This window comes from Bacillus cereus group sp. Bc031 (assembly GCF_027716265.1).
Lineage (GTDB): Bacteria > Bacillota > Bacilli > Bacillales > Bacillaceae_G > Bacillus_A > Bacillus_A paranthracis.
Genome location: NZ_JAQFUL010000046.1, coordinates 16,995 through 38,517, shown reverse-complemented (window position 1 = coordinate 38,517; position 21,523 = coordinate 16,995). Strand labels below are relative to the sequence as shown.

The window sequence follows — 21,523 nt, the reverse complement described above, 5'->3', positions numbered from 1 at the left end:
ATCCTTCCATGCGGTATGCATGGAAGGATGACCCATTTAGTTAAATTTTATTCATTTTCTTAACTTGATGGCTATGGCTCTTTAGAGCTGCTTTTTTTATTTTTATTCTGAAAATGATTAGTGGGAAAGAACAAAACCGCTACTGATTAAAATTTCACTTTATATGAAGAAATAAATCATAAAATGATTAGCACTTCTGTGCATAATGGATTACAATAGAAGTGTGAAGAAAATGAGAAATTCTACGAAAATGTATTAAAAAGAAAGCGTAAACATGTTATGATATCAGTATCAGATGTCTGACATCTGACTTAGAAAAAACTAGAAATGTTTTTGAGTCGTTTCAAGGTAAACGAAATAGGTTAGAGAATGATTTAAAGAAGTACTGTTTGATAATGAGAACGAAAGATAATTCTTATGGAGAACAGTTTCACTTTATAGCGTTTTGAACATACTACAAGAAGTAGAACTGAACTTATAGGAGGTCGCAGTTATGAATAAATATAAACGTATATTCCTAGTCGTAATGGACTCTGTTGGAATCGGTGAAGCACCAGATGCTGAACAATTTGGTGATTTAGGATCTGACACAATTGGTCACATTGCTGAACATATGAATGGGTTACAAATGCCTAACATGGTGAAATTAGGTCTTGGTAACATTCGTGAAATGAAAGGCATCTCTAAAGTAGAAAAACCACTTGGATATTATACAAAAATGCAAGAAAAATCTACTGGTAAAGATACAATGACAGGCCACTGGGAAATCATGGGTCTTTACATTGATACACCATTCCAAGTGTTCCCAGAAGGATTCCCAAAAGAATTACTTGATGAATTAGAAGAAAAAACAGGCCGTAAAATCATCGGTAATAAACCAGCTTCTGGAACTGAAATTCTTGATGAACTTGGTCAAGAACAAATGGAAACAGGCTCTTTAATTGTTTACACTTCTGCTGATAGCGTACTACAAATCGCAGCACACGAAGAAGTAGTGCCGCTTGATGAGTTATATAAAATTTGTAAAATTGCACGTGAATTAACGTTAGATGAGAAGTACATGGTAGGCCGTGTTATTGCTCGTCCATTCGTTGGGGAGCCTGGAAACTTTACACGTACACCGAACCGTCATGACTATGCATTAAAACCATTCGGCCGTACAGTAATGAATGAATTAAAAGATAGTGATTATGATGTGATTGCTATCGGTAAAATCTCTGACATCTATGATGGTGAAGGGGTAACTGAATCACTTCGTACGAAGTCTAACATGGATGGAATGGATAAGCTTGTAGATACATTAAATATGGACTTTACAGGTCTTAGCTTCTTAAACTTAGTTGACTTTGATGCATTATTCGGTCACCGTCGTGATCCACAAGGATACGGAGAAGCTCTGCAAGAATATGATGCACGTCTTCCAGAAGTATTCGAAAAACTAAAAGAAGATGATCTATTATTAATTACAGCAGACCACGGTAATGACCCAGTGCATCATGGTACTGATCATACACGTGAATATGTACCGTTATTAGCATATAGCCCAAGCATGAAAGAAGGCGGAAAAGAGTTACCACTTCGTCAAACATTTGCTGATATTGGTGCAACTGTAGCAGAAAACTTCGGTGTGAAAATGCCAGAATACGGAACAAGCTTCTTAAACGAGCTAAAGAAATAGGGGGATAAACAAATGAATCGTGAACTTATTACAAAATCAGCTTCATATTTAAAAGAGAAATTTCAAGAGACACCACAAGTAGGACTAATCCTTGGATCTGGACTAGGTGTATTAGCGGATGAAATCGAGAATGCAGTAACAGTACCTTACAGTGAAATCCCTGAATTCCCAGTTTCCACTGTAGAAGGCCATGCAGGTCAACTAGTATTCGGTACACTTCAAGGTGTAACAGTAGTAGCAATGCAAGGACGTTTCCACTTCTATGAAGGATATGATATGCAAAAAGTAACATTCCCAGTTCGTGTTATGAAAGAACTAGGAGTAGAAACAGTTGTTGTAACAAATGCAGCTGGTGGTGTAAATACATCATTCGAACCAGGCGATCTTATGTTAATTTCAGATCACATTAACTTCATGGGTACGAATCCATTAATCGGACCAAATGATTCTGAAATGGGTGTACGTTTCCCTGATATGTCTACATCATATACAGTAGAGCTTCGCGAAATGGCGAAACAAGTTGCAGCAGACTTAAATATTAAAGTACAAGAAGGGGTATACGTTGGAATGACAGGTCCTGTATATGAAACACCTGCTGAAATTCGTATGCTTCGCACACTTGGTGGAGATGCAGTTGGTATGTCAACAGTACCTGAAGTAATTGTAGCGCGTCACGCTGGTATGAAAGTACTTGGTATTTCTTGTATTTCAAATATGGCAGCTGGTATTTTAGATCAGCCACTTCACCACGATGAAGTAATCGAAACGACAGAACGTGTTAAAGCTAACTTCTTAGCATTAGTAAAAGCAATCGTAAAACAAATGAAGGGGTGACCTCACAATGAGAATGGTGGACCTAATTGCAAAAAAACGTGACGGACATGCATTAACGACAGAAGAAATTAACTTTATTGTTGAAGGATATACAAATGGTGATATTCCTGATTATCAAGTAAGTTCACTTGCAATGGCAATTTTCTTCCAAGATATGAACGATCAAGAACGTGCAGATTTAACGATGGCAATGGTAAATAGCGGTGATACAATCGACTTATCAGCTATTGAAGGAGTAAAAGTAGATAAGCACTCGACAGGTGGCGTTGGTGATACAACAACACTTGTATTAGGTCCATTAGTAGCCGCTTTAGGTGTACCGGTTGCAAAAATGTCTGGACGTGGTCTAGGACATACTGGTGGTACAATTGATAAATTAGAAGCAGTTCCAGGATTCCATGTTGAAATCGAAAATGATGAATTCATGCGTCTTGTAAATGAAAATAAAATCGCAGTTATTGGTCAAAGTGGAAACTTAACACCTGCGGATAAAAAATTGTATGCACTTCGTGATGTAACGGCAACAGTAAACTCAATTCCGCTTATTGCAAGCTCAATTATGAGTAAAAAAATTGCTGCTGGTGCAGATGCAATTGTTCTTGATGTAAAAACTGGAGCAGGTGCATTTATGAAAACAGATGAAGATGCAAAACGTTTAGCAGAAGCAATGGTGCGCATTGGTAATAACGTTGGTCGTAATACGATGGCTGTTATTTCTGATATGAGTCAACCACTTGGTGAGGCTATTGGTAACGCACTTGAAGTACAAGAAGCAATTGATACATTACAAGGTAAAGGACCGAAAGATTTAGAAGAGTTATGTTTAACGCTTGGAAGTCAAATGGTATACCTTGCTGGACAAGCTTCATCTCTAGAAGATGCACGTGAGAAATTAATTGAAGTAATAAACAACGGTAAGGCGCTAGAATCATTTAAAACGTTCTTATCAGCGCAAGGCGGCGATGCATCTGTTGTTGATGATCCTTCTAAATTACCACAAGCACAATTTAAAATTGAAGTGGAAGCGAAGGAAGACGGTTATGTATCAGAAATCGTTGCAGATGAAATCGGAACAGCAGCAATGCTTTTAGGAGCAGGACGTGCGACGAAGGAATCTGAAATTGATTTAGCAGTTGGCTTAATGCTTCGTAAAAAAGTAGGGGACAGCGTGAAAAAAGGTGAATCCCTTGTTACCATTTACGCAAACCGTGAAAATGTAGAAGACGTAAAAGCAAAAATTTATGAGAACATGAAGATCTCTAAAGAGCATGTAGATGCACCAACATTAGTGCACGGCATCGTTACTGAATAATAAAGAAGGGCCAGGGAGTGTTTCTCCTTGGCTTTTTTTACTATTTTTTGTTTATAATAATAATGGGTGAAAATATGATTAGAATTTGTGCAATAACAAAAACAGATGAAGTATTATATGATGTTTCGCTAGAGGAAACAAAGAAAGACCATATTGTATGGTATTGGCTAGATTTATATAAGCCAACGAAAGAAGAGTATACATACATTTTGCAAGATTATTTTAAGTTCCATCCCCTTGCAATTGAAGACTGCATAGAATATGTACAGAGGCCAAAAGTTGATTTTTATGATGGATATAACTTTTTAGTTCTTCATGCATTTGGTGAGGATGGATTAGAACCTCACGAGATTGATTTATTTATTAGTGATCGTTATATTGTTTCTTTCCACTTTTCTCATAACAATGCAATTGAAAGAGTATGGAAAACGCTTGGAGAAAAGAAGCGTATTAAAAATAGTCCCCTGCACGTAGCGCATACAATTATCGATCAAATTGTAGATGACTATTTTGCGCCTGTATATTACATTGAGGATCATTTAAATGCAATTGATGATAATTTAACGGGTGAAACGGCAGGAAGTGTACTAGAAGAAGTATTTGATATACGTGCAGATTTATCGAAGTTAAGACGTACAATTATTCCGATGCGTGATTTATTGTATCGTATTTTAAATTCGACTCGTTTTTACGGTATAAGTGATCATGAAATTTATTTTAAAGATATACATGATCATTTGCTTAAATTGACCGAAATGATTGAAGCAAGCCGGGAGTTAACAGCAGATATTCGAGATAGCTATTTTTCATTAAACTCGCATCATATGAATAACATTATGAAAACACTAACTGTATTCTCGACTATTTTCATGCCATTAACATTTATTGCGGGAGTATATGGAATGAACTTTACGCATATGCCAGAGCTTGGTGGACAATATAGTTATTTTATTTGTTTACTTATTATGGCACTAATTGGCGGCGGCATGATGGCTTGGTTTTATAAAAAAGGATGGTTTAAATAAAAAAACACCGAGGGAAATTCCTCGGTGTTTTTACTTAACCAATAGCATGTAATACGAACATGGCTAAGAATAAGCATGTAATGATATACATAGACGGTGCGACTTCTTTACGCTTTCCAAGAGCAACTTTTAAGATAGGATAAGCAATAAATCCGAACGCAATGCCATCAGCGATACTATATGTGAGCGGGATCATGACGATAATTAAGAACGCTGGAAATCCTTCTGAAAAATCGTTCAGAGGAATTTGTTGAATGCTTGTAATCATCAGGCCGCCAATAATAATTAAGATTGGTGCAATGGCACTATCAGGAATTAGTTTGACAAACGGAAGTGCAAACAGTGATGCAAAGAATAACAACCCTGCAACGATAGACGTCAGACCTGTCTTTCCGCCTGCAGTAATACCTGCGGCACTCTCTACTGTTGATACGGTAGGGCTTGTGCCAAATAGACCACATGTCATTGCTGAAATTGCATTGGCTTGGTAAGCACGTGGGAATTTACGGTCATCTTCTAATAAACCGTGCAGAAGTCCCATGTTCTCAAAAATAAGCACCATGCTTAAGGAGAATGTTGCAATCCAAAATGGTAAGGAAGAAAGTTTGCCAAATGACATAGCCCCAAACACATCGCCGTAATTAGCGAATGAGAATGAACTATTTCCGATTTGACTTGTATCAACAAGGCCAAACAGCCATGCAATACCAGTTCCTATTGCAATCGTCCATAAAAAGTTTCCACGTACGTTACGAATAAATAATACGAGTGCAACGATAAGAGTAAGCACGGTCGCAAGAACGACAGGGCTACTTAATTTACCCATTGCAACAGCAGTATTTGGATTCGAAACGACTAAACCACCTTTTTGCAATCCGATAAATGCTAAAAATAATCCGATGCCGACAGTGATAGCTTCCTTTAGTGACTTTGGAATCGATACTGAAAGCACGCGAGCAATTGGTGTAAACGCAGCAATTGCAAAAATAATACCAGAGATGAAGACAGCTGCTAATGCTTCCTGCCAAGTTAATCCGAGCGTATGGACAGCAGTGTACGTGAAGAATGCATTTACACCCATACCAGGGACAAGAATAGCAGGTGCATTTGCCCAAAATGCCATGAGCAGACATCCGACAAATGAACTGAAAACAGTTGCTAAAATTCCAGCTTCAAGAGGAATGCCAGCATCGGATAAAATGGATGCATTTACAATCATAATATATACGATCGTAAAAAATGACGTAACTCCAGCTAAAACTTCTTGTTTTGGTGATGTTTCGTGTAAACCTAATTTAAATGTTCTTTCAAGTATTCCTTTCATGTTAAACCTTCTTTTTCATATCCCTCTCCCACCCGTGATATCTCTTTCGTAAGAGCTCACCGTCCTTTATTATATCAGAACATCATGTTTTTACAACAAGGAAAATGATAACGTTTACTTATAAATAGAATTATTTATAAATACGTAAAAATCGCCCGTATTGTAGAAATGATCTCTAATTCTCCCGATTGAATGGGAGGAGCTGCTTGTGCATGTAAAGTAGCATAGGACGCGACTTCCCTTGGTAATTGAGCAGATTCTTCAACGAATGAGAGTGGAACGGGATTAATGTTTAAATTGTATGTACTCGCAATAGCACGAGCTTTTTCTACAGCTTGTTGCAGGGCTTGAATGAGAGCTTGCTCATAATATTTATTTGGGTGAGATATTCGAAACCGTAAACCTTTTGCTACGTTTGCTCCATTTGAAACGGCTATATCATATACTTCCCCTGCTTTTTGTACATTTAAAACGGTAATTTCATACAAATGTTCCACCCGATATCCTTGTAGTAATGCTTTATCATTTACATACTCGTATTGAGGAGTGATCGTATAAGAAATCGTTTCTATATCTTTATCAGCGATACCAAGCTGTTTAAGTGCATCCAGCAATTGTTTTGATTGTACTGCATTTTCTTCTTGCGCTTGTTTCACATTTTTACTATCAGTTCGAATGCCAAGTGTTAGTATAACAACATTTGGTTTCGCTTTGACAACACCCTCACCTTGTACAGTAATAGTCGCTTCTTTACCAGTATTAGCTGTGCGTACATTGTGTAAATAAGGATTCATTCCACCTTGCATCTTCCATCACCATCCTTTTTATATGTATATGTGTGAACAAAAAAGAAATTTGTATGAAAAAGTTACATAAATGGGAATGTTAAAGAAAGAAAGCATATACAACGAGGGTATTTATAGATTATAATATGTGTAAATATGATAAAAAAGGGACGAGGCTAGTGAACGAAAAAAGAGAAACACTGATTTTAGAGTTATCCGGATCATTTCGAAAGATGATACGTTTATTACAAAATGATATTAATACACGTTTTGCAGAACATATGCCATATAATGAATTTTCTGTATTACGCGCGTTATTTTTAAACAGTCCACAGATGGCTTCGCAAATTGCGAGTGAAGTAAACGTAACCTCCAGTCATATTACTGCTGTTACAGATCGTCTTGTACGAAAAGGATTAGTAGAAAGAAAACGTTCTAATTCAGATCGTCGTATCGTGTACTTAGAAATTACAGAACACGGAAGAGAAGTAACTGAAAAACTAGAAGCTGTACGAAAAGAATATTATAAAGAGAGATTTAAAGGTTGGAGCGACCAAGAAATAGAAATGGTGTTAGAGCTATTTGGCCGCGTATTATAATAAATGAGGATAGGGAGCGACAGCTTTCCTATCCTTTTTCTTTTGAATAAAAACATTTTGAAACTCCAATACTTTAATTAAAAAGAATCGGAGTGAAAAATAATGAAACGTATTTGTACGCTTTTCATTATGATTGGAAGTTTTTTCTGCTTTCATCAATTCGCGGATGCCGCAACACCTCTTCAAGTCGTTCAAAAAGAATTACAACATATTTCAAATAAGCAACCTGTTTTATATTCAAAACTATGGATTCGCTCTATGCAGAATGCTATTTTATTTCATCACAGTGATAACATTCGGCATGAAGATACGATAAGCAATGTAACGAAATCTTCTCTTGTAAAAGTAAAACAACTTCCACTTCAGAAAGCATCACAGTACATCCCGAGATTATCACAATATATTTCTAAGTTTGAGGCTGAGAATGTGCAAGTGTATTATGTTGCAGCGCGTTATGAAGTAAAAAAAGAAAATCCGTATCAATTAAATGGAATGAATTATTTTATGCAAGTGTTTATTCAACAAGGTGGAGAATGGAGAATTGCTGAAAGTATAGTTGCTCCAACAGATCAAATTGTCGCAAATGGTGACGGGTTTGGAACGAAACAAGAAAAAGAGTATGGGAAAAGAAGAGAAAATGTGAAATAACCTCCTCATCGAGAGGAGGCTATTTTATTTAAAATTCCAAGAGACTTTCCATTTTAATATTTTAGGTAGGAAGAAATACGTAATGAAACTAGTTACTAAAAATCCGATGTAAAAGCTGGACAATGAGTGCGCTCGACTTAGTATTAAACCTCCAACAATCCCACCAAAGAAAATAGCGCATGCCATTACTAACTTTTGTAACTATGGATATAATAGATAGTTACCATTTCGCTCATTGATTGAACGGGCATATAAATATATACCGAGTGGTAATAAAAGAATAATATGTGCAATAGGTCCAATCAATGTTTTTGCCGGTGGAATCTTTGTAAAGTTTGGTTCGTTATGACGTACTCCATTTTGATCAGTATAAGCGCTCTGTGGATCATAATTAAAGTAAATACGAAAATCTTCTGCTGGGCTAGAGATACGTATGTTTTCCATCACATCATGTATAAGGCTGTTGTCTTCATGAAATTCAGTGTTTGAGTGAACAGCAATGACTCCGGAGATAAGTGATGGAAGTAAAGCTGGAAAGATTAATATAGTTGTAGTGAGAAATCCTTGCGATATAATATTCCCTGTAATTGTACCTACACATAAGGTAATTGTATAAATAGCGATTAATACAATTAACATGTATATAAAATAACTATGAAAGGGAGAGAATACTTGATATTTATTATGAAAAGTTAACTTTTTCATAATAGCAAATAGCCCCCAGTTTAAAATGACAACTGCGACGATATTACAGATTCCAAATAACCACTTTGTTATATAAAGGTGCGAACGTTTAAAGGGCATAGACCATAACAAGTCGCTAGCGTTATTTTGTCTTTCCCATCCAATTAACGTACAAGCTAGAACGATAAGTACACTACCTAACAGCAGAACAGAATCTAGAAGTGTTAAATCAAAATGGTAATGATATACATAGTTCCACTTTTTATTGTCATTTAGAAATTGTTGCTCTTGAATAGAAGTCATATAGTATTGATATGACAAAGTATAGAAGCTGACGAGCCAAAATAACCATACAACATATTTACTTTGTTGATACGTTCTTAGCCACAGTGCTTTTTGAAACATAGGATCTCTCCTTTAAAAAACTTTATAATTTGTTAGGCGTGATAATATAACATAAGTAATGATTCCGGTTAGAAACAAACCGACATAGTAACTAGGTAGGAAATTAAAATGGTTTATTTTATAGCCGCCTAGTAATGCAAAGTAAATGGTTGAGCCCCATATCCATATCGGTAAACTCTTTTGGAACATAAATATCTTCTGAGTGTTTTCATTTGGTGATCTTGTATATAAATATGTTCCAAGTAGTAAGTAAACTAATGTATAAAAAATCGGAACTAACATTGATTTTGCTGAATAATATATATGAGATGCTGGATCTCTTAAAGCAGTTGGATTGTTCTCGATCTTACGGGATTCCGGATCATAGTAATAATTGATAGAAAAATGACTAATTGGTGCAGCTGTATTTGTTTTTTGATTGATTTCATAAAGTTGTCGATATAAGTTTTCATTTTTAATATTTGCAGCGTATAAATGGTTAGTTGTAAAAGTGTATAGTAATGTAATAAATGTAACCCCTGCTAGTAACCATGGAACACAAAAAATAATCTGCGAAACGATGCTTCCAGTAAAAGTACCGATACATAAGGAAGCTGTATAGACTGCAACATAAGAAACTATCGCATAAAGAAAGTATCGATGAAACGGACTAAAAGATTGATAATCAAAATGAATCGTTGTTCTATAAATAACATACATAAGAACCCAATTGATAAGTAATGAGCCCACAATACAAAATGAACCGAAAGCCCATTTTGATAAGAAAACATCTTTTCTTTTAAATGGCAATGTCATAAGTAGTGTATTAGATTGGTAGCTGCGTTCCCATCCTATCAATAAGCAGGCTAAAGCGATAATAAGAATAGTTAACCAAAAACTATTACTTTCTCCTGAAGAAAAAATATAAAAATAATAATACTGTTTCCCCTTTTCTTGTAATTCATAATACGCATCAAGTTGTTGCTGAGCACTTTTATAGTAGCCAAAAGGTAACAAGTAAAACGAACTAAAGAAGAATAGTAACACAGCATATTTCCCGCGCTTCCAATTCCACATCCATAACGCCTTATGAAACATACCCATCCTCCTCCAGTGTCGTAACGAAGACATCTTCAAGCGACATTGTTAATTCTTCAATGAGCAGTGGTTGTTCTTTATAAAACTTTTCCAGTGTTGTAGCTACATTTCCCTCGATTAAGATTGTATATACTTTTCCTGTTTGATTTAATATTTTAATATTGCTTAAGTTTTCTAGTTTTTGAGGTAGTGAACGTTCATAAGCTACTTGGATTTTAGCAAATCGTGATTTGGCATCGTCTAGTGATGTAATAGACGAAATAGTATGGCCTTTTAATATAATGATTGTATCTGCAATTTGTTCCACTTCATCTAAATGGTGAGTGGAGATGAAAATGGTAATCTCTTTTTCTGCAACTTCTCCAACGAGAAACTGTAAAATTTGCCTTTTCACGATAGGATCAAGTCCATTTGTCGGTTCATCTAAAATGATATATTCTGCTTTTGTAGAAACAGCTAAAATGATGGCGAGCAGTGCTTTCATTCCTTTTGAGTAACTACGAATTCTTTTGTTTGGTAAGTTAAAACGTTCTAACAGTTCATAGAAATATGCTTCATCAAATGCGGTATAAACCTCTTTGTAAAACTTTACAATTTCTTTTACCGTATATCCGTTCAATATGTTAGTAGAATCCGGAACATATACGATTTTTTGCTTTATTTCAGGACACTGATGAACGTTTGTATCTTCATATGTAACAGTCCCTTCATCAGGGTCTAAAATGCCGACCATCGTTCGTAATAAAGTTGTTTTCCCCGCACCGTTTCTTCCGAGTAATCCGATGATACTCCCTCTTTGCAATGTGAAAGAAACATCATCTAAAATCGTTTGATTATCAATTGTTTTCTTCAAGCTTGTCACTTTCAGCATCCGCATTTCCTCCAATCTCTTTATAGTATGAATCTATCCAATCATGAATTTTATCTTTCGTAACACCAAGATAAGAGGCTTCTAATAGTAATTGATGAAATTGCTTTTCAACCATAGCGATTTTCCTTTCGTCTAATGTTGGAGTAATCGATTGGGATACAAATGTTCCTTTTCCTCGTAATGTTTCAAAAATCCCTTGTCGCTCTAACTCTTGATACGCTTTACTCACTGTATTTGGATTTATAACGAGTAAAGAAGCGAGTTCTCGTACAGAAGGTAGTTTGTCACTTGGAGCTAACATGTTCTTTAATACGAGTTCTTTTATATTTTGAACAATTTGTTCCCATATCGGAGTGTTGCTTCTTGGATCAAGTTGAATATGCAAGAGCAATGTCTCCTTTCTAACTTGTATTAAGTGTACTATTTAGAGTAATACACTTAATACAATAAAGGTGATGAATTTGTTTGTCAACTGAAAATGTTAGAAAAATATGGTATTAAAAAACAGTGAATTGGAAAAAATAGGTTTGATATAGAATGGAGGGTTAGTCATGAAGCGAGTTTTTGGAATACTTGTTTGTTTCATGTTATTGCTTTCTGGTACTTCAGTTAGTTTCGCACAATCTGAGAAGACGAAGCAGGATAAAACAGAAGAAACAACGCCGAAGTTAGCAGAACAAGCGTCGTCAGCAATCGTAATTGAACAAGATACAGGTAAAGTTTTGTTTGATAAAAATCCAAATGAGAAATTACCGCCTGCTAGTATGACGAAGATTATGACAATGCTATTAATTATGGAACAAGTTGAAAAAGGAAAACTAAAACTGACCGATAAAGTGAGAGCAAGTGAGCATGCAGCTTCAATGGGTGGATCACAAATCTTTTTAGAGCCTGGAGAAGAGATGACCGTAAATGAAATGCTAAAGGGTATTGCAATTGCATCTGGAAATGATGCGTCTGTTGCAGTAGCAGAGCATATCGCTGGTTCAGAAGAAGGTTTTGTAAATATGATGAACAAAAAAGCGAAAGATTTAGGACTGAAAAATACTCATTTTCAAAATCCGACAGGTCTTCCGGCTAAAGATCATTATTCCACAGCAAATGATATGGCTATAATGGCGAAAGAATTGATGAAGTACCCACTTATTCGCAAATACACAGGAAAATACGAAGACTATTTACGTGAAGATACGGATAAGAAGTTTTGGCTCGTTAATACGAATAAGTTAGTGCGTTTTTATCCTGGAGTAGATGGTGTAAAAACGGGCTTTACGACAGAAGCAAAATATTGTTTAACAGCATCGGCTGAAAAGAATGGGATGCGTGTTATTTCAGTTGTTATGGGAGCACCTACATCGAAAGAACGGAACAATCAAGTAACGAAGCTTCTTGACTACGCATTTGGTCAATATATGACAAAGAAATTGTATACACGAGGCGAAAAAATTAAGACTGTCCAAGTAGGAAAAGGGAAAAAAGAAAAAGTAGATTTAGTTGCGTCAGATAATGTATCTCTTCTTATGAAGAAGGGCGAAAATATGGACAAGGTAAAGCAAGAAGTAATTGCTGAAAAGAAAGTGAAAGCGCCGATTAAAAAGGGCGATGCGCTTGGTACACTTGTTATAAAAAAAGATCAAGATGTTTTATTAAAACAAACAATTGTAGCAAAAGAAGATGTTGCTGCAGCGAGCTGGTGGGAGTTATTTAAAAGAAGTTTTGGGATGTTTTCAACATCAAAATAGCGGCAAATATTTTGCCGCTTTTCTATTCGTATGTAAGTAAATAATTGCTGAATGGTTTCACTTTATGGCGAAATAGTTCTTCTTTTGTCAGTAGGAAGGATTCTTATGTTGTATCACGAAAATCTTTATGTATGTAAATGAGTAAAGTTTGAGCATAAGGAGGAAATCGTGTGAGTCTTTCCATGCAATTAGAAGTAAAACGTGACGTCCTATGTGTGAGGCTAGCGGGTGAATTAGATCATCATACTGCTGAAGAGTTGCGAACGAAAGTAACAGATATGATTGAGACACATGGTGTTCATCATATTGTTTTGAGCCTAGAGAACTTATCGTTTATGGATAGTTCTGGTTTAGGTGTTATATTAGGCCGATATAAGCATGTAAAGGGATTAGGTGGAGAAATGGTTGTTTGTGCAATTTCACCGCCTGTTAAACGTTTATTTGAAATGTCGGGCTTATTTAAAATTGTTCGCTTAGAAGAAAGTGAAGCGCATGCGCTCGCGACGTTGGGGGTGGCATAAATGAGAAATGAAATGAACCTTCAATTTTCAGCGTTAAGTCAAAATGAATCGTTCGCTCGCGTTACAGTAGCTGCTTTCATTGCACAACTAGATCCTACGATGGAAGAACTTACAGAGATTAAAACAGTTGTGTCAGAAGCGGTTACGAATGCAATTATTCATGGGTACGAAGGAAATGCAGAAGGTGTTGTTTATATTTCTGTAATTTTGGAAGAAGCAATGGTGAAACTCACGATTCGAGATGAAGGGATTGGCATCTTTAATTTAGATGAAGCGAGACAACCCCTTTTTACAACTAAACCTGAATTAGAGCGTTCCGGAATGGGATTTACTATCATGGAAAATTTTATGGATGAAGTAGAAGTTATTTCAAACGAATCTTTCGGGACAACAATCCATTTGACAAAATACTTATCAAATAGTAACGCTCTATGCAATTAAGGAGAATAGCCTATGGACATAGAGGTCAAAAATGAGAAGAAGAAACCTCAGTTAAAGGACCACGAGCTAAAAGCGTTAATTCAAAAAAGTCAAGATGGAGATCAACAAGCAAGAGATACAATTGTTCAAAGTAATATGCGTCTCGTATGGTCGGTTGTGCAACGTTTTCTTAATCGCGGATACGAACCAGACGATTTGTTTCAAATTGGATGTATTGGACTCTTAAAATCGGTAGATAAATTTGATTTATCTTTCGACGTGAAATTTTCAACATATGCAGTTCCCATGATTATTGGCGAAATACAACGATTTTTACGTGATGATGGATCAGTGAAAGTAAGTAGGTCTTTAAAAGAAACAGGAAACAAAATTCGAAAGATGAGAGATGAGCTTTCGAAAGAATTCGGAAGGGCTCCAACGATTAATGAAGTAGCTGAAGCGTTAGAACTAACGCCAGAGGAAGTGGTTCTGGCGCAAGAAGCAAGTCGTGCCCCTTCATCCATACATGAAACGGTGTATGAAAACGACGGAGATCCAATTACTATTTTAGATCAAATTGCAGATCAATCTGAAACGAAATGGTTTGATAAAATTGCTTTAAAAGAAGCAATTAGAGAATTAGATGAGAGAGAGCGTTTAATTGTATATTTACGCTATTATAAAGACCAAACTCAATCAGAAGTAGCAGAGCGAATAGGTATTTCGCAAGTGCAAGTTTCAAGACTTGAAAAGAAAATATTAAAACAGATGAAAGATCGAATAGATGAATAGTTATCTATTCGATCTTTTTTTATGACTTTAATAGGAGGAGATTGTAAACTTTCTTAAAAATTAACAGAATTTATTGATAATTTAGTAAATTTAAAATATAATCCAATTATGAACTTGTCACAAAGGGGGAAGGAAATATGGAAACGAGGCAACAATGGGGAACGAGGGCTGGATTCATTTTTGCAGCGGTCGGCTCTGCCGTTGGATTAGGAAACATATGGCGTTTTCCTTATACGGCGTATGAAAATGGGGGAGGCGCATTCTTTTTACCGTACTTATTCGCATTATTAACGACTGGTATTTCATTATTGGCGTTTGAATTTGCTCTTGGGCACCGTCACCGTGGTTCAGCACCACTTACGTTCTTCCGTATTCATCCGCGTGCTGAATTTATCGGTTGGTGGCAAATGTGTGTAACATTTATCGTTTCAACATATTATGCAGTAATTATTGCTTGGTCTATTTCATATACGTATTTTGCAATTACTGGCGCATGGGGGAAAGATACGGAATCATTTTTATTTAAAGAGTATTTACATGTTGCAGATAAACCGGGACAGTTTGGAGGGCTCGTACCGGAAGTATTAATTCCACTAGCTCTCGTTTGGATTATTGTGCTTGGTGTTGCTTTTAAAGGAGTTAAAAAAGGAATCGAAGTTGTGAACCGTATTTTCATCCCTTTACTAGTTGTTATGTTCCTTATTATCGTAGTTCGTGCAGTGACGATGGAAGGTGCAATGCAAGGATTAGATGCATTCTTTAAACCAGATTGGAGTCGTATTTTTGACGGAAAAGTATGGCTTGCTGCTTACGGTCAAATCTTCTTTAGCTTATCTTTAGCATTTGGAATTATGATTACGTATTCTAGTTATTTACCGAAAAACTCAGATACAACAAATAATGCCTTTATTACTGGATTTGCAAACTCAGGATTTGAATTATTAGCAGGGATTGGGGTCTTTGCGGCTCTTGGATTTATGGCAAATAATATGGGAGTACCAGTTGATAAAGTGGCAAGTGCTGGTGTAGGGCTTGCGTTCGTAGTATTCCCGCAAATTATTAATGAATTACCGATGTCACCTTTATTTGGCGTATTATTTTTCTTATCATTAACGGTTGCCGGAATTACATCCCTCATCTCGCTTGCGGAAGTATGTTTTGCTGCTGTATCTGAAAAGTTCAGCTTAAGTCGCCAAAAAACAATTGGAATTATGGGGACGCTTCTCGTACTCGTTTCTCTCGTTTTTGCGACACGTGGCGGGCTTATGTTCCTAGACGTTGTGGATTACTTCGCTAATAACTTCGGATTAATTACAATTGCTCTAGCGGAAGTAGTTACGATAGGACTCATTTTACGTCGTTTACCAGTTTATCAAAATCACGCAAACTTCGTATCTGATATTAAGTTAGGGACGTTTTGGAGAGTGAGTTTACTCGTTATTACTCCGCTTATGTTAGGGTACATGTTAATTGATGGTACAATCCAAAATATTAAAAAGAACTATGGAGGTTACCCAACGGAGTTTGTCGTAACATATGGTTGGTCAATTGCAGCAGCGTTCCTTATCATTGCGCTAATCATTAGTTTAAAAAAATGGAATGCACAAATACATTCAGATTCTGCTAAGCTTGAAAAAGAATGGAAAGATCGAGGTGTTTCATAATGAGTGGATCAGCGATTATGATGATGGTTATTGGAATAGTAGTCATTTGGGGAGGGCTCGCATTAAGCATTGCAAATTTATTTAAGAAAAAAGCATAAACTAAAAAACATCTGTACCGAAATGGTACAGATGTTTTTTTATGAAAAAATTGTATTAGAAAAAAATTGAATAACCATACTACAACTACGAGGAAGAGTGAAGAGGTGAATGGAAATTGGAACAAACAATTTATATTAAAATGCGTAATCGATTAAAAGTTTCTCCTACGTATGAAGTAAAGCTGGGAGATGTTGCTCAACTTGCCGGAGATGCTGCAGTAGTTCAGTCGTTACAGGATGAGGTAATTTATAAAATTACAGCGCGTGATAAAACGCATGTTGTAATTGATGTTATGAAAATAATTGAGATTATTAGGCGAAAAACCGCTCATATACAAATTAATTTACTCGGTTCTGGACAAACTCTTGTTGAAATTATATATGAAAAAAAGAAAGTACATCCGATTTTTTTCGGACTTGTATGGTTGTTACTTTTCATTGGAGCAGCTCTTGCCATCATATATTTTCATGAAGATGTAAGCATGCAACAAGTGCACCAACGGTTATATTACATGATTACGGGAGAATTTAAGGCGCAACCACTTTTATTTCAAATTCCTTATTCATTAGGTCTTGGGCTAGGCATGGTTTTATTTTTTAATCATGTATTTCAAAAGCGTATTAATGAAGAGCCGAGTCCGTTAGAAGTGGAGATGTTCCAATACCAGCAATCACTTGACCAATATGTAATTGTTCATGAAAACAAGGATAATATGAAACAACTTACCGATGATTGAGTCTGGATTCGTTATTTTAATTGCTTTAGCAGGAGGAATTGCTGTAGGTAGCGGATATGTTGCGTTTTTAGCTGTACTTGGTATAATCCCTCGTCTAGCTCAATTAACGAGAAGTGGAAAGCACATTCAATATTTTGAGTGGGCAGTTATTGCAGGTACATTAACAGGAGCTTGGTGTAGTTTGAAAAACATTACATTTCAAACATCGCAATATTGGCTTGTTATATTAGGAATATTTTGTGGTACATTCATTGGAATGCTCGCTGCCGCATTAACGGAAGTGTTAAATGTTCTACCTATTTTAGCGAAACGAGTAGGGGTAGAGGGGAAGATTGTTGTTTTACTCGTTGCTCTTGTATTTGGAAAAGTAATAGGCTCGTTGTTTCACTGGATTTATTTCGTAAAGTAGGAGGCAATATATAAATGACAGGGCGAAAACTAAAGGACGATTACGTAAATAAAGTGAAGGAATACCATCCGAAGCCAAATTATTTTATAAATTGTGTTAAGGCATTTTTTGTAGGTGGATTCATTTGTACAATCGGAGAAGTATTGATGAAATTTTATATACATTATTTTCATTTTAGTGAACAAGAGGCAGGGAATCCAATAGTCGCAACTCTTGTACTATTATCGGCGATTTTAACAGGTTGTGGTGTATATGATAAAATCGGTCAATTTGCTGGAGCAGGTTCGGCCGTACCTGTTACGGGATTTGCGAATTCTATGGCAAGTGCTGCGCTAGAGCATAAGAGTGAAGGAATTGTACTTGGGGTTGCTACAAACATGTTTAAGCTAGCGGGAAGTGTAATCGTTTTTGGTGTTGTCGGTGCGTACATTATTGGGTTAATAAGATATACTTTTAAAATTTTTATGTCTTAAAGGAGGGGCTAGTATGAGGTTGACAGGAAAACAAACGTGGGTATTTCAAAATGATATTTATGTGAATGCAACCGGTACTGCCGTCGGTCCAAAAGAAGCTGAAGGCCCTCTTGGAAAGGAATTTGATATTTCATATGATGATTTACATTGCGGAGAGGAAAACTGGGAGCTTGCGGAACGAAGATTAATGTCAGATTCTATTCAACAAGTCATGCAAAAAGCAAATGTAGAAACATCACAAATTGATTTCTTTTTAGCGGGTGACTTATTAAATCAAACAGTAACAGCAAATTACGTTGCGCGTAAGTGGGGAATTCCCTTTTTAGGCATGTTTAGTGCTTGTGCGACCTCGATGGAGACTTTAGCGGTCGGATCAGCCTTTATAGATGGCGGATTCGCAAATCGTGTTTTAGCGACGGTAAGTAGTCATAATGCAACAGCTGAAAGACAGTTTCGTTATCCAACAGAGTATGGGGGACAAAAACCAGGAACAGCAAATTCCACTGTTACAGGTGCGGGATCCATATTAATTAGTAAAGAAAAAAGTGCCATTAAAATCAAGGCGGCTACGATTGGAAAAGTGCAAGATTTAGGAATTGCGAACCCTTTAGATATGGGATCGGCGATGGCACCTGCTGCAGCTCATACAATTCAGCAACATTTTGAGGATTTGAAGAGAAGTGCAGCCGATTACGATTTGATTGTTACCGGTGATTTATCAGCTATTGGGACACCAATTGCGAAACAACTGTTACTGGAAGAAGGTTATGATATTGGGCATATATATAACGATTGCGGATTAATGATTTATGATCCCGGTCAAGAAGAAGTATTTGCTGGTGGTAGTGGTTGTGCTTGTTCAGCTGTTGTCACATATGGTCATTTATTAAGCGAGATGCAAAAAGGGAATTTACAACGAATTTTTGTCGTTGCTACTGGTGCGTTATTAAGCCCGATGATGATGCAGCAAAAAGAAACAATTCCAACAATTGCACATGGTGTCGTATTTGAGAGAGTGAAGGGAGAGTGAATTGTGGATTATATATATGCATTTCTTGTAGGAGGCGCTATTTGTGTAGTTGGGCAAGTATTGTTAGATTTCGCAAAGTTAACACCAGCCCATTTAATGGCTACCTTTGTAGTGATAGGAGCAGTTTTAGATGGATTCGGATTGTACGATAAGCTTATAAAGTTTGCTGGTGCTGGGGCGACAGTTCCTATTACAAGTTTTGGACATTCCCTATTACACGGGGCAATGCATGCTGCAGAGAAACACGGATATATAGGGATTGGTATGGGTATGTTTAGTTTAACGTCTGCAGGTATTTCAGCAGCAATATTATTTTCATTTTTTGTAGCACTTATATGTAAACCGAAAGGATAAATCAAATGAGACGAAGGGTTGTTTTGGTCACAGATGGAGATGAATATGCAAAGCGAACAATTGAGCTTTTAACGAAGGAATTTGGGGGAAGGTGTATTTCAGCATCACAAAGTAATCCAACCAAATTGACAGGGAAGAAAGTTGTTGAGCTTATTATGCAAACGCCATATGACCCTGTATTTGTCATGTTTGATGACAGTGGATTTATTGGAGAAGGATCTGGTGAAAAAGCTTTAAAATATGTAGCCACGCATAAACAAATTGATGTACTTGGTATTTTGGCAGTAGCGTCTAATACACACCATTGGGAATGGGCACGTGTAGATGTAAGTGTAGATCGGAACGGGAATTTAACGGAATATGGTGTTGATAAATTTGGACTTCCAGATGGTGAAATTGGCAGAATTAGCGGAGATACAATTTATTGTTTAGATGATTTGAATGTTCCCGTCATTGTTGGTGTGGGTGATATTGGTAAGATGTGTGGAAACGATGAATGGGAGAGAGGCTCACCAATTACGAAAAAAGCAATTCAGTTAATTTTGGAAAGGAGTGGATTTTATGACGAAGCCTAAAAAAATAGATATTCCGATTTCAACTTTCATAAGTGACAATGAAAATTATTTAAAACAAACGGCTGGATTAGGCGTCACATTTGATGTTGGTATTCGTAAATTTCAAATTTTGAATAAAGAAATTGCAGTGTTATTCGTAAATGGACTTTGTGATACAAATTATATTATTCCTATTTTAGAAGAAGCTGTGGATACGAATGAAATAAGGGATGTTGAAGAAGATACTGTAAAGCTTTTAGAGAATCGTTTAATTCATCAGCAAGTAAGTAAAGTGAAAACGATGGATGAAGTAATGCTTCAAGCGTTATCAGGGCTTATTGTTATATTTGTGGAAGGCGAAACAGAAGCGTTCGTGATAGATGTTCGTAGCTATCCAGGACGAACACCGACAGAGCCAGATACTGAAAAAGTAGTACGCGGTGCGAGGGATGGATTTGTTGAAAATATCGTTGTAAATACAGCGTTAATTCGTAGAAGAATTCGAGATCCACGTCTTCGAAATGAAATTATTCGAGTAGGGGATCGATCGCAAACGGATATTTGTATTACATATGTACAAGATGTTGCAAATCCAGATTTAGTAAAGATTATAAAACAAGAATTAAATAACATCGATGTCGATGGCATTACGATGGCGGATAAAACAGTGGAAGAATTTGTTGTAAAGCAAAGCTATAATCCATTCCCGCTTATTCGATATACAGAAAGACCGGATGTAGCAGCAAATCATTTATTAGAAGGACATGTTCTAGTACTAGTTGATACATCACCGAGTGCTATGATTACGCCAACAACATATTTTCATCATTTACAGCATGCAGAAGAGTTTAGACAAAATCCAGCTGTCGGAACATTTTTACGTTGGGTACGCTTTTTAGGTGTTTTATTCTCCTTGTTTTTACTACCGTTTTGGTTAGTGTTTGTATTTGATCCAACTCTTTTACCAGAAAATCTTGCTTTTATTGGACCGACTAAGATGACACATTTACCAATTTTATTACAGGTGATAATGGCAGAAGTAGGACTTGAATTTTTAAGGATGGCAGCCATTCATACTCCAACGCCGTTATCGTCAGCAACAGGATTAATTTCTGCCATATTAATTGGTCAAATAGCAATCGATGTAGGTTTGTTTGTACCAGAAGTTATTTTGTATGTAGCAGTTTCTATGATCGGTGCTTATGCAACACCGAGCTATGAATTAGGGCTAGGGAATAAGGTTGGAAAATTATTTATTATTATTTTAACAGGTCTCTTCCATGAGATGGGCTTTGTAATTGGTATGACGATATTGATTTTATTTTTAACGTCTATAAAAAGTTTGCAAACCCCTTATTTATGGCCGTTTTTACCATTTGATTGGGGCGCATTAACAAAAATTCTACTCCGTCCGACGATGTCTAGTTTAAAAGTACGACCAAGTATTGTAAGGCCTCAAAATGTAAAAAGACAAAAATAAACGGGAT

24 protein-coding genes and 1 pseudogene are annotated in these 21,523 nt (G+C 36.3%); 19 read left to right on the top strand and 6 right to left on the bottom strand.

Going from position 1 to position 21,523, the window contains the following annotated elements:
* Positions 1–493 precede the first annotated feature (493 nt).
* From deoB to corA, 4 genes are all read left to right on the top strand, one after another.
* Positions 494–1,678 (top strand): phosphopentomutase, encoded by a 1,185-nt coding sequence (gene deoB, locus PDQ33_RS17675; RefSeq protein ID WP_001046082.1) that lies wholly within the window; start codon positions 494–496, stop codon positions 1,676–1,678.
* Positions 1,679–1,690: 12 nt separating this feature from the next.
* Positions 1,691–2,512, top strand: coding sequence for a purine-nucleoside phosphorylase (locus tag PDQ33_RS17670; protein WP_001078446.1), 822 nt, complete (start codon positions 1,691–1,693; stop codon positions 2,510–2,512).
* A 7-nt stretch (positions 2,513–2,519) separates the two neighbouring features.
* A complete protein-coding gene (locus tag PDQ33_RS17665; RefSeq protein ID WP_061132235.1) occupies positions 2,520–3,824 on the top strand; it encodes a pyrimidine-nucleoside phosphorylase in 1,305 nt (434 codons plus the stop codon).
* Positions 3,825–3,886: 62 nt separating this feature from the next.
* Complete coding sequence (gene corA, locus PDQ33_RS17660) at positions 3,887–4,849, top strand: magnesium/cobalt transporter CorA (RefSeq protein ID WP_033674161.1); 963 nt, start codon at positions 3,887–3,889, stop codon at positions 4,847–4,849.
* Between the two features lie 34 nt (positions 4,850–4,883).
* Here the strand turns inward: corA and PDQ33_RS17655 are convergent, their stop codons facing one another.
* Both PDQ33_RS17655 and PDQ33_RS17650 read right to left on the bottom strand, forming a co-directional pair.
* Positions 4,884–6,173 carry an NCS2 family permease gene (locus PDQ33_RS17655; RefSeq protein WP_270394592.1) on the bottom strand — a complete coding sequence of 430 codons (1,290 nt, stop codon included), beginning with the start codon at positions 6,171–6,173 and terminating at the stop codon, positions 4,884–4,886.
* A 134-nt stretch (positions 6,174–6,307) separates the two neighbouring features.
* On the bottom strand, positions 6,308–6,979 hold the full coding sequence (locus tag PDQ33_RS17650) for an SIMPL domain-containing protein (protein WP_001161454.1): 672 nt from the start codon (positions 6,977–6,979) through the stop codon (positions 6,308–6,310).
* Between the two features lie 158 nt (positions 6,980–7,137).
* Here PDQ33_RS17650 and PDQ33_RS17645 point away from each other — a divergent pair, with 158 nt between their 5' ends.
* Both PDQ33_RS17645 and PDQ33_RS17640 read left to right on the top strand, forming a co-directional pair.
* Positions 7,138–7,557, top strand: a complete 420-nt coding sequence (locus tag PDQ33_RS17645) for a MarR family winged helix-turn-helix transcriptional regulator (protein ID WP_001003315.1) — start codon at positions 7,138–7,140, stop codon at positions 7,555–7,557.
* A 102-nt stretch (positions 7,558–7,659) separates the two neighbouring features.
* Positions 7,660–8,205 carry a hypothetical protein gene (locus PDQ33_RS17640; RefSeq protein WP_000820919.1) on the top strand — a complete coding sequence of 182 codons (546 nt, stop codon included), beginning with the start codon at positions 7,660–7,662 and terminating at the stop codon, positions 8,203–8,205.
* A 24-nt stretch (positions 8,206–8,229) separates the two neighbouring features.
* On the opposite strand, the pseudogene PDQ33_RS17635 reads toward PDQ33_RS17640, so the two are convergent.
* The 4 genes and pseudogenes from PDQ33_RS17635 to PDQ33_RS17620 all read right to left on the bottom strand — a co-directional run bounded on the left by PDQ33_RS17635 (position 8,230) and on the right by PDQ33_RS17620 (position 11,627).
* Positions 8,230–9,294 (bottom strand): annotated as a pseudogene (locus PDQ33_RS17635) (ABC transporter permease subunit).
* Between the two features lie 12 nt (positions 9,295–9,306).
* Positions 9,307–10,371: an ABC transporter permease subunit gene (locus tag PDQ33_RS17630; protein WP_061132236.1), complete on the bottom strand. Its 1,065-nt coding sequence runs from the start codon at positions 10,369–10,371 to the stop codon at positions 9,307–9,309.
* Positions 10,361–11,242, bottom strand: coding sequence for an ABC transporter ATP-binding protein (locus tag PDQ33_RS17625; protein ID WP_000922153.1), 882 nt, complete (start codon positions 11,240–11,242; stop codon positions 10,361–10,363). Before PDQ33_RS17625 ends, PDQ33_RS17630 begins: the two co-directional genes overlap by 11 nt.
* Entirely contained in the window at positions 11,208–11,627 is a 420-nt protein-coding gene (locus PDQ33_RS17620) for a GntR family transcriptional regulator (protein WP_270756330.1), read from the bottom strand. The genes PDQ33_RS17625 and PDQ33_RS17620 overlap by 35 nt, the downstream gene beginning before the upstream one ends.
* Before the next feature lie 166 nt (positions 11,628–11,793).
* Between PDQ33_RS17620 and dacF the strand changes: the two genes are divergently transcribed.
* The 13 genes from dacF to spoVAF all read left to right on the top strand — a co-directional run bounded on the left by dacF (position 11,794) and on the right by spoVAF (position 21,516).
* Positions 11,794–12,984, top strand: coding sequence for a serine-type D-Ala-D-Ala carboxypeptidase DacF (dacF, locus tag PDQ33_RS17615; protein ID WP_000831986.1), 1,191 nt, complete (start codon positions 11,794–11,796; stop codon positions 12,982–12,984).
* A gap of 170 nt (positions 12,985–13,154) precedes the next feature.
* The gene (gene spoIIAA / locus PDQ33_RS17610; protein WP_000059133.1) at positions 13,155–13,505 is read left to right on the top strand and encodes an anti-sigma F factor antagonist; all 351 of its coding nucleotides are present in this window, start codon (positions 13,155–13,157) and stop codon (positions 13,503–13,505) included.
* The gene (gene spoIIAB / locus PDQ33_RS17605; protein WP_001243400.1) at positions 13,506–13,946 is read left to right on the top strand and encodes an anti-sigma F factor; all 441 of its coding nucleotides are present in this window, start codon (positions 13,506–13,508) and stop codon (positions 13,944–13,946) included. It begins immediately after the preceding gene.
* Between the two features lie 12 nt (positions 13,947–13,958).
* A complete protein-coding gene (sigF, locus tag PDQ33_RS17600; RefSeq protein WP_000350729.1) occupies positions 13,959–14,717 on the top strand; it encodes an RNA polymerase sporulation sigma factor SigF in 759 nt (252 codons plus the stop codon).
* 137 nt (positions 14,718–14,854) lie between these two features.
* Positions 14,855–16,381, top strand: a complete 1,527-nt coding sequence (locus PDQ33_RS17595) for a sodium-dependent transporter (RefSeq protein ID WP_000450064.1) — start codon at positions 14,855–14,857, stop codon at positions 16,379–16,381.
* On the top strand, positions 16,381–16,479 hold the full coding sequence (locus PDQ33_RS17590; protein WP_000016826.1) for a methionine/alanine import family NSS transporter small subunit: 99 nt from the start codon (positions 16,381–16,383) through the stop codon (positions 16,477–16,479). The genes PDQ33_RS17595 and PDQ33_RS17590 overlap by 1 nt, the downstream gene beginning before the upstream one ends.
* Before the next feature lie 116 nt (positions 16,480–16,595).
* Positions 16,596–17,216: a stage V sporulation protein SpoVAA gene (gene spoVAA, locus PDQ33_RS17585; protein ID WP_000438355.1), complete on the top strand. Its 621-nt coding sequence runs from the start codon at positions 16,596–16,598 to the stop codon at positions 17,214–17,216.
* A complete protein-coding gene (spoVAB, locus tag PDQ33_RS17580) occupies positions 17,209–17,625 on the top strand; it encodes a stage V sporulation protein SpoVAB (RefSeq protein WP_061132237.1) in 417 nt (138 codons plus the stop codon). The genes spoVAA and spoVAB overlap by 8 nt, the downstream gene beginning before the upstream one ends.
* 14 nt (positions 17,626–17,639) lie before the next feature.
* Positions 17,640–18,098: a stage V sporulation protein AC gene (gene spoVAC / locus PDQ33_RS17575; RefSeq protein WP_270394595.1), complete on the top strand. Its 459-nt coding sequence runs from the start codon at positions 17,640–17,642 to the stop codon at positions 18,096–18,098.
* A gap of 13 nt (positions 18,099–18,111) precedes the next feature.
* Entirely contained in the window at positions 18,112–19,128 is a 1,017-nt protein-coding gene (spoVAD, locus tag PDQ33_RS17570) for a stage V sporulation protein AD (protein WP_001241148.1), read from the top strand.
* 3 nt (positions 19,129–19,131) lie between these two features.
* Positions 19,132–19,482, top strand: coding sequence for a stage V sporulation protein AE (spoVAE, locus tag PDQ33_RS17565; RefSeq protein ID WP_000384637.1), 351 nt, complete (start codon positions 19,132–19,134; stop codon positions 19,480–19,482).
* A 5-nt stretch (positions 19,483–19,487) separates the two neighbouring features.
* A complete protein-coding gene (locus PDQ33_RS17560; protein ID WP_001254415.1) occupies positions 19,488–20,057 on the top strand; it encodes a stage V sporulation protein AE in 570 nt (189 codons plus the stop codon).
* Complete coding sequence (gene spoVAF, locus PDQ33_RS17555) at positions 20,044–21,516, top strand: spore germination protein SpoVAF (RefSeq protein ID WP_270756334.1); 1,473 nt, start codon at positions 20,044–20,046, stop codon at positions 21,514–21,516. The genes PDQ33_RS17560 and spoVAF overlap by 14 nt, the downstream gene beginning before the upstream one ends.
* Positions 21,517–21,523 lie beyond the last annotated feature (7 nt).